The organism is Caldovatus sediminis, from assembly GCF_014644455.1.
GTDB classification, from domain to species: domain Bacteria; phylum Pseudomonadota; class Alphaproteobacteria; order Acetobacterales; family Acetobacteraceae; genus Caldovatus; species Caldovatus sediminis.
Map to the genome: position 1 here is coordinate 68,353 of NZ_BMKS01000014.1, position 6,226 is coordinate 74,578.

The 6,226-nt window shown below is 75.8% G+C and carries 8 protein-coding genes; 5 read left to right on the top strand and 3 right to left on the bottom strand.

The features are described 5' to 3' along the window. Positions 1-19 precede the first annotated feature (19 nt). Together IEX99_RS18015 and IEX99_RS18020 are read right to left on the bottom strand one after the other, a co-directional pair. Positions 20-394, bottom strand: a complete 375-nt coding sequence (locus IEX99_RS18015; RefSeq protein ID WP_188902868.1) for a cupin domain-containing protein — start codon at positions 392-394, stop codon at positions 20-22. Further along, entirely contained in the window at positions 391-1,773 is a 1,383-nt protein-coding gene (locus IEX99_RS18020) for an amidase (protein ID WP_188902870.1), read from the bottom strand. The genes IEX99_RS18015 and IEX99_RS18020 overlap by 4 nt, the downstream gene beginning before the upstream one ends. Positions 1,774-1,908: 135 nt before the next feature. Here IEX99_RS18020 and IEX99_RS18025 point away from each other — a divergent pair, with 135 nt between their 5' ends. The 5 genes from IEX99_RS18025 (at position 1,909) to IEX99_RS18045 (ending at position 5,124) form a co-directional block, all read left to right on the top strand. Beyond that, complete coding sequence (locus tag IEX99_RS18025; protein WP_188902871.1) at positions 1,909-2,706, top strand: NUDIX hydrolase; 798 nt, start codon at positions 1,909-1,911, stop codon at positions 2,704-2,706. A gap of 33 nt (positions 2,707-2,739) precedes the next feature. Next, entirely contained in the window at positions 2,740-3,447 is a 708-nt protein-coding gene (locus IEX99_RS18030) for an SDR family oxidoreductase (protein WP_188902873.1), read from the top strand. A 71-nt stretch (positions 3,448-3,518) separates the two neighbouring features. Then, positions 3,519-3,857 (top strand): hypothetical protein, encoded by a 339-nt coding sequence (locus IEX99_RS18035; protein ID WP_188902875.1) that lies wholly within the window; start codon positions 3,519-3,521, stop codon positions 3,855-3,857. After that, the gene (locus IEX99_RS18040) at positions 3,854-4,894 is read left to right on the top strand and encodes a CobW family GTP-binding protein (RefSeq protein WP_188902876.1); all 1,041 of its coding nucleotides are present in this window, start codon (positions 3,854-3,856) and stop codon (positions 4,892-4,894) included. The genes IEX99_RS18035 and IEX99_RS18040 overlap by 4 nt, the downstream gene beginning before the upstream one ends. Then, positions 4,891-5,124, top strand: a complete 234-nt coding sequence (locus tag IEX99_RS18045) for a hypothetical protein (RefSeq protein WP_188902878.1) — start codon at positions 4,891-4,893, stop codon at positions 5,122-5,124. The genes IEX99_RS18040 and IEX99_RS18045 overlap by 4 nt, the downstream gene beginning before the upstream one ends. A gap of 156 nt (positions 5,125-5,280) precedes the next feature. On the opposite strand, the gene IEX99_RS18050 is transcribed toward IEX99_RS18045, so the two are convergent. Continuing rightward, positions 5,281-6,226 (bottom strand): SpaA isopeptide-forming pilin-related protein (locus IEX99_RS18050; protein ID WP_229678119.1); only part of this gene is annotated, 946 nt, incomplete at its 5' end.

Sequence of the window (6,226 nt, forward strand, 5' to 3'; positions counted from 1 at the left end):
GCGGCCCGGGCGGCAGGCGTCAGGCGGAGCCGCCCGCGCCGGCGCGGCGCGGCAGGTGCAGCGCGAGCCAGACCGTGTCGCGGGCCGGGTCGGTCCAGGCGACGCGATGGCGGCAGCCGGCGGGCAGCACCGCCCAGTCGCCGGGGCCGAGCCGCCGCTCGGTGCCGTCGGCGAAGCCGAGCGCGGCGGCGCCCTCGAGCAGCAGCACGAACTCGGTCCGGTCCTGCTCGTACCAGAAGCCCGGCGGGCTCGCCGCGCCGCGCGAGACGATGCGCTCCACGCGGGCGCCGGCCTCGGCGAGCAGGTCGGTGAAGACCTCTGCGCCCGGCGGCGGGCGCGGGCCGTCGCCGAGGCGGCCGAAGCGCGGCGGCGGCGCGGCGGGCCCGCCGCTCATCCCCGCGCGGCGAGGGCCGCCTCCACCGCCGCGGCGACGGCGAGGAGCCACGCGTCGCCCATCCGCTCGCCCATCAGCATCAGCCCGACCGGCGGCTCGCCCGGCTCGTGGCAGGGCAGGCTGATCGCGCAGCGGTCGAGGAAATTGCCGACCATGGTGTTGCGCAGCAGCAGCAGGTTGATGCGGTTGTACTCCCTCTCGTCCTCGACCTCGGCGAGGGCCGGCGGGACGACCGGGCAGGTCGGCGTGACGACCGCGTCGAAGGGCGCGGTGCGCGGGGCGACGGCGGCGATGAGGCGCGCGCGCTCCTCGCGCAGCGCGATGTAGTCGGCGGCGGAGAAGCGCTCGCCGCGGCGGATGCGGGCGAGGATGCGCGGGTCGTAGCGGTCGGCGCGCTCGGCGACGAGGCGGCGGTGCCAGGCCCAGGACTCGCTCGCGGCGAAGCCGCCGGTGGCGTTGGCGGCGGGGATCTCGGCGAGTTCGGGCAGGTCGAACAGCTCGAGGCGGACGCCGGCGACGGAGAGGCGCGCCAGCGTCCGCTCGAACGCCCGCGCCACCGTGGCATCCAGCCCCTCGGTCATGAAGGTGCCGCGCGGGATGCCGAGGCGCAGGCCCTGGAGCGGCGCGGGCCGGAGCGGCGCCGGGTCCTCCTCGCCCGCCATCAGCGCGTCGAGCAGCGCGCAGTCGGCGACGGTGTTGGCGAGCGGCCCGACCGAATCGAGCGACGGCGCGAGGGGCAGCACGCCCGCGATCGGTACCCGCGCCGCCGTGGGCTTGAAGCCGACCACGCCGCACAGCGCCGCCGGCACGCGGCAGGAGCCGCCGGTGTCGGTGCCGAGGCCGGCGAGGCCCATCCCGTCCGCCACCGCCACCGCGGTGCCGGAGGAGGAGCCGCCCGGCAGGCGCCCGGTGGCGCGGTCCCAGGGGCTCTTCGGCGTGCCGTGATGCGGGTTCACGCCGAGGCCGGAGAAGGCGAACTCCGTCATGTTGGTCCGGCCGAGCGGCACGAAGCCGGCGCGGACCAGGCGCATGAGGGCGGGCGCCGTCGCCCGCGCCGGCGGCGCGTCGTCGAGCACGACGCTGCCCGCGCGCGTCGGCTCGCCGGCGATGTCGAACAGGTCCTTGACGCCGATCGGGATGCCCGCCCAGGGGCTCGGCGCGCGGCCGGCGGCACGCAGCGCGTCGGCCGCGCGCGCCTGCGCCCGCGCCGCGTCGGCGGCGACGGTGATGTAGGCGCGCCGGCCCTCGCCGGCCGGATCGGCGATGCGCGCGAGCGCCGCCTCGACCAGCGCCGCGGCGGTGACGCGGCCGGCGGCGAGCGCGTCGGCGGCCTCGGCGATCGTCCGGATCTGCGTCGCGGCGGCGTCCCTGTCGGCCATGCGTGCGGTCCTCCCCAGCGTTCCGGGCCGGATGCTGGCCGCATGGCGCGCCGGCGGCAAGCGGGGCGCGCCGTTGCCGGCGCGCATCGGCCCGCCGCTCTTGCCGGCGGCGCGCCGGCGGTCTCCTATGCGGCCATGCCCGACACCGAGAGCAAGCCCGTTCCGGCACGGCCCGCCTCCACCGTGCTGCTGCTGCGCGACGGCGCGGAGGGCCTGGAGGTCTTCATGGTGGTGCGCCACCGGCAGATCGAGTTCGCCTCGGGCGCGCTCGTCTTCCCCGGCGGCCGCGTGGACCCGGGCGACCGCGCGATCGCCGAGGCGCTGCCCGGCCTCGGCCCGCCCGAGGCGGGGGCGCTGCGCGTCGCCGCGGTCCGCGAGACCTTCGAGGAGTGCGGCGTGCTGCTGGCGCGGCCGCGCGGCGCGGCGGAGCTGCTCGACGCCGCGCGCCTGGCGCGGATCGAGGCCGAGCACCGCGCCGCGCTGTGCCGCGGCGAGCGCCCCTTCGCGGAGGTCCTGGCCGCCGAGGACCTGCTCCCCGCGACCGATCGCCTGGTGCCCTTCGCGCACTGGATCACGCCGGTCTCGCGCCCGAAGCGGTTCGACACGCACTTCTTCCTCGCCGCCGCGCCGCCGGACCAGGCGGCGCGGCACGACGGCGGCGAGTCGGTCGAATCGGTCTGGATCCGCCCGGCCCAGGCGCTGGCCGAGACGGAGGCGGGGCTGCGCAAGCTGGTCTTCGCGACGCGCATGAACCTGGTGAGGCTCGCCCGGTACGCCTCGGTGCAGCAGGCCTTCGCCGAGGCGGCGGCGGCCCCGGTGGTGACCGTCCTGCCGGAGAGCGTCGAGACGCCGCAGGGCCGGATGCTGCGCATCCCGCGCGAGGCGGGCTACGGCGGGGAGCTGTTCCCGGCGCTCGATCCGCCGGCGATGTAGGCGCCCCGGCGGCGAGGAGAGGGAGGGCCGGGCATGGACCGGAAGGTCGCGCTGGTGACGGGCGCGGCGCGCGGCATCGGCCTCGGCGTCTCGGCGCGCCTCGCGCGCGAGGGCTGGCACGTGGTGATGGCCGACCTCGACGCGCCGCAGGCGCTGCCCTCCGGCAGCGTGCGCGCCGCCCGCGCCGACGTCGCCGACCCGGCGGCGGTGGAGGCGCTGGTCGCCGGCCTGCGCGCGGGGGAGGGTCGGCTCGACGCGCTCGTCTCCAACGCCGGGATCATGATCCGCAAGCCGATCCGCGCGCTGAGCGTCGAGGAATGGTCCCGCGTGCTCGCGACGAACCTCGGCGCGACCTTCCTGCTGGTGCGCGCGGCGGAGGACCTGCTGCGCGCCGCGCGCGGCGCCGTGGTCGCCATCGCCTCCACCCGCGCGCACCAGTCGGAGCCGCACACCGAGGCCTACGCCGCCTCCAAGGGCGGGCTCGTCGCGCTGACCCACGCGCTGGCGATCAGCCTCGGCCCCGAGGTGCGGGTGAACTGCATCAGCCCCGGCTGGATCCACACCAGGGGCGAGGCGCTGCGCCCCGAGGACCACGCGCAGCACCCGGCGGGCCGCGTCGGGCAGGTCGAGGACGTGGCCGCCCTCGCCGCCTGGCTGGTCGGGCCGGAGAGCGGCTTCGTCACCGGGGCGGAGTTCATCGTGGACGGCGGGATGACGCGCCGGATGATCTACGCCGGATAGCGCGGCACGGGCGGGTTGGCGGCGGGGCGCCGCCGACCTAGCCTTGGGCGCCGCTGCCCCGGGGTTGGGACATGAACGATCCGATCCGCCGCACCGCCGCCGGAGCGCCGCCGGTGCCGCTGCTCGTCGAGAGCCTGCGCGCCTGGCGCATCGCCGGCGAGGTGCGGGCGGAGGCGGACGGCGCGGTGCTGGTGACCGCCGGCGGACGGCGGCTGCGCATCGAGCCGCCGCCCCCCGGCCTGCCCTTCCGCTGGATGGTGGTGGGCGGGGCGCGCCGCCGCGGCGCCACCTCCCTCTCCTCCCTGCTGCGCGTGCTGCGCGCGGCGCTCGATCCGGACTACCAGGGGAGCCGGCTGCGCATCGCGCAACCGCTGCTGCCGCCGGGCGGCGAGGGGGATGCCGCGCGGTGATCCCGGTCTCCGTCCTCACCGGCTTCCTCGGCAGCGGCAAGACGACGCTGCTCTCGCACCTGCTGCGCCGGCCGGAATTCGCGCGCACCGCGGTGGTGATCAACGAGTTCGGCGAGGTCGGCCTCGACCACGAGCTGGTGGAGACGAGCGACGAGAGCTTCGTCACGCTGCAGACCGGCTGCCTCTGCTGCACCATCCGCGGCGACCTGGTGCGCACGCTCGACGACCTCCTTCGCCGGCGCGACGCCGGCGCGGTGCCGCCCTTCGAGCGGGTGGTGGTCGAGACCACCGGCCTCGCCGACCCGGCGCCGATCCTGCACGCGCTGATGACCGACGCGGCACTCGCCGGGCGCATGGCGCTGGCCGGCGTGGTGGCGACGGTGGACGCGGTGAACGGCGCCGGCACGCTGGACCGCCATGCGGAATCGGTGAAGCAGGTGGCGGTCGCGGACCGCCTGGTGCTGACCAAGACCGACCTGCCCGGGGCGGCGCCGGCGGCGCTGCGCGCCCGCCTCGCCGCGCTGAACCCCGCCGCGCCGGTGCTGCAAGCCGATCACGGGCGGATCGAGCCGGAGCAGCTGTTCGACGCGGGACTCTACGACCCTGCCGGCAAGGCGCCCGACGTCGCGCGCTGGCTGGCGGCGGAGGCGCACGCCGCGCCGCCGCGCCGCCACGGGCACGCGCACGACCCGAACCGGCACGGCGCGGGCATCGCCACCTTCTGCCTGGTCCGCGAGAGGCCGATCCGCGCCGTCGCGCTGGCGCTGTTCCTGGAGACGCTGGCCGAGCACCGCGGCGCCGACCTGCTGCGGGTGAAGGGCATCCTCGACATCGCCGAGAGCCCGGACCGCCCGGCGGTGATCCACGGCGTGCAGCACGTCTTCCACCCGCCCGCCTGGCTCGACCGCTGGCCCTCGGAGGACCGGCGCTCGCGCCTCGTCTTCATCACCCGCGACATCCCGCGCGCCTGGATCGAGCAGCTGCTCGAGGCGCTGGACGAGGAGGTCGCGCAGGCGGAAGGAGCCGCCCGCCCATGAAGCCCCGCGTCGCGTTCATCGGCACCGGCGGCACGATCGCCTCGGTCGGCCGCGGCCCGCTCGACCTGGCGGACGACACGGCGACCGGGAGGCTGCTGGACGCCGCCGGCCTCCTCGCGCGCTTCCCGGAGGTGCGGGAGGTGGCGGAGGTCCCGCGCTGGCCGGCCTCGTCATCGGCCACGGGACGGCGTCGCTCCAGGAGACGGCGCATTTCCCCTCGCTCGCGCTGAAGGTCGCGGTGCCGGACGGCGAGACCCGCGCGGCACGGGAGGCCGCAGGCGAGCGCTGCAATCCGGTTCGGCCTCGGCGAGGGCGACACATCCGAACGACAAGACGGGCCGGGGGCGACCCCCGGCCCGGTCCCGTCCCGCCCGCCCGGCCGAAGCTCAGGCGATCAGCTCGCCCACATAGCCGATGACCTTGTAGTCCGCATCCAGGATCGGGCACTGGTAGCCCTTGCTCCCCTCCAGCCCGAGTTCGTTCAGGTCCTCGAGGATGCCCTTGAGGGCGGTCATCTTCGCCAGGTCGCCGAAGGCGTCCTGGACGAGGGCGATCAGCTCCTCGTGCGGGATGGCGTAGTCCACCTCCTCCGCGCAGGCATTGAGGATCGCCGCCGAGGCGTGGCGGAGGAAGGCGCCCACGTTGCCGCCGCCCTGGATGGTGAGGGCGTCGAGCAGCGTGGTCTTGTCCACGTCGAAGCCGACCGTGGTCTTCCCCACCTTCCAGGTCACGTCCCAGGCGCCGGTGCCGTCGCCAACCTTGAACACGGCGCCGAAGGAGAGGTGCGGGATGATGTCGCGGAAGTTGGCGAAGCCGTGGAAGGGATCACCCGCCTGGTCCGCGCAGTCCGGATCGAGCGTGACCTTCTTCCAGTTCTGGGTCTGCCTCCAGAAGCCCGGCGTCAGCCCCTCGAAGCACACCTCCAGCTCGTTCAGGAAGTCGACGTCCACCGTCTTGCCCGAGGAGTCGATGTGCACCGCCTGCCACCAGTCGCCGACCGGGGTCCAGTTGCCGTCCGGCCCGTCCTTGTCCTCGACGACGATGTACTTGCCGGGCAAGAGCTTGGTGAAGGCGTAACTGCCGCTGGCGTCGGTGGTGGTCTGCTTCAGCCACTTGTCGACATTGGGGTCGAACGTCCCGTCCCCGTCGGTGTCCTCGTAGAGGTGGATCGTCCAGCCCTTGAGCAGAGGATCGCCCGCCGAGATGGTGCCGGAGCCGTCCTTGTCCCAGTACTTCTCGCCGCTGATCTCGCCGTAGCGGGCGTTGAAGAAGTTCTGCCCGCCGACCTTCTGCCCGGACTTGTCGATCTCCACCGTCAGCACCGCGTCCGAG